The organism is Photobacterium alginatilyticum, from assembly GCF_009910675.1.
Taxonomy (GTDB): Bacteria; Pseudomonadota; Gammaproteobacteria; order Enterobacterales; family Vibrionaceae; genus Photobacterium; species Photobacterium alginatilyticum.
Window position 1 is genome coordinate 1 of the sequence record NZ_RSEJ01000090.1, and the last position, 2,179, is coordinate 2,179.

General features: G+C 45.4%; 1 protein-coding gene and 1 pseudogene. Both read left to right on the forward strand.

What is annotated here, in order from left to right; all coding sequences use genetic code 11:
• Window positions 1-209 (forward strand): annotated as a pseudogene (locus EIZ48_RS28010) (methyl-accepting chemotaxis protein); the annotation flags it as partial.
• Between the two features lie 409 nt (window positions 210-618).
• Window positions 619-2,179, forward strand: a 1,561-nt coding sequence (locus tag EIZ48_RS28015; protein WP_160658658.1) for a methyl-accepting chemotaxis protein, incomplete at its 3' end; no start/stop codon positions are given.

Sequence of the window (2,179 nt, forward strand, 5' to 3'; positions counted from 1 at the left end):
GCCAGATAGCTACAATGAGTATGCAAATTGCCAGCGCCTGTAGCGAGCAGAACTCTGTCACTGAAGAGCTCGGACGCAATGTGGAAAACATCAGCTTATCGTCAACAGAGGTGGCTTCTGGTGCCGGGCAAACAGCCCAGGCCTGCGTCGAATTGAGTCAACTGGCCGTTAGCCTGCAAGATAATGTCGCTCGATTTAAATTGGCTTAATATCCTTATTCGACATTACAATTATCCCTTCAACACATAAGTAATACCAAGCCCATTAGTCGTTTACTTTTAGGATGATTAATGGACTTGGTATGCATCAATTCCATCACTTACAACCCAAGCATAGATAGCAGCTATAACAATCAGCTCTAGTTTAACCGACTATTTCTTCAGATATATTGCTCAATATGTGTCACAGATATCTCATTTACCGACATATTATTTTGATGCAACCTCGTTTTGAACGACGCCAAACAATAATTTGTAGGCGTTATATGGCTATGGTTGGAAGGAATATCTCACTTTCTATGTCCACCAATTGAACCAGTATATTCAACCAATAACATATCTCACTCCTTCATACATAGACTTACCCATAGTCGTATGTCATTTAATGGGAATTTACTCTATGAGCTTTAAGAACCTGTCAGTCGGTAGAAAGATTGGCGCAATATTCTTTATTATTTCCATCGCAATTACTGCGCTTGGAGGCTTCCTTACTTATGAAGTTGGAAGACTGAAAGATAGCATATTAGTGCTTACAGACACCTCACTGCCAAGCATTGTATTAGTTAAAGATATGCAAACAGATGCAGCCACCATTCGTCGTGATCAGTTTTTCCTTGTTTCCAATATTAATGAATTGAATATCAATACTTCATTAACCGACTACAGCAAACTATTAGTCGAAATGGAAAACAAGCTTGCACAATATAAGAAAACGCTCTGGGATGAAAAGGACATCCAGCAGTACAACATCGTCGACAAAGCCTGGAGAGGCTACAAAACACAACAGGACGCGTTTGTAACCGCAATCAGACAAAGAGAAGTCTCACATGCCAACGAACTCGTTGTAAATAGCTTCGAGAGCTTCCTTGCCTTAGATCAAAGCCTGCAAAGCTTGTTTGAGCTCAACCAAGCTTACACCTCCGAAGATAGGTTGACTGTTTTAGACCGCGTCTCACAGGCAAACCTGCTGACAATAAGCGGTATTGCCATCATCCTGGGCTTTATGATTGCCATGACGATCTTCCTGACTAACCAAATCTGCCAGCCGCTTAAGACAACAATCGAAATGGCACAACGTATTGCCGCAGGCGATCTCACCTATCAGCTTGATCTCAATACTATGGGCAACGACGAACTGGGCAAGCTGGCATCAGCCTGTGTCTCGATGCAAAACAGACTTCGTGATTTAATTCATGAGATTTCTAGCGCCGTCACCCAGCTTAGCGCAGCTATCGAGGAAGTTAGCGCAGTATCAGAGCAAACATCACAAGGCATGAAGCAGCAACAAGACGAAATCAACATGATTGCCGCAGCCATGGACCAAATGCAATCTACCGTCAACGAAGTGGCCAGCAATACCGAAGACGCCTCTCACTCCGCGACTACAGCCACCGAAAATGCCAATCGAGGCAGCAAAACGGTACGGCATAATATGCAAAGTATTCAGCAGGTTGCCGGCGTTATCGAAGATGCGGGCAAGATGGTTGAGCAACTAGAGAAAGATTCAGCCAGCATTGGCATGGTTGTCGATGTGATCAGCGGAATCGCTGAGCAAACCAATCTGCTTGCCCTGAATGCGGCTATTGAGGCAGCCCGTGCTGGCGAGCAAGGCCGCGGATTCGCTGTCGTTGCCGACGAAGTCCGCTCACTGGCAGGCAAGACGCAGGCATCAACCAGTGAAATCATCACAATCATTGAACAGTTGCAAAATAGAGCCAAAGAAGCAGGCGAAGCAACCAAGCAAAGCTGCACCCTTATCCACGAATGTGTTGGGCAATCACAAGATACGGGCAATGATATCGCTCAAATCGAGCAGGAAGTTGGCCAGATAGCTACAATGAGTATGCAAATTGCCAGCGCCTGTAGCGAGCAGAACTCTGTCACTGAAGAGCTCGGACGCAATGTGGAAAACATCAGCTTATCGTCAACAGAGGTGGCTTCTGGTGCCGGGCAAACAGCCC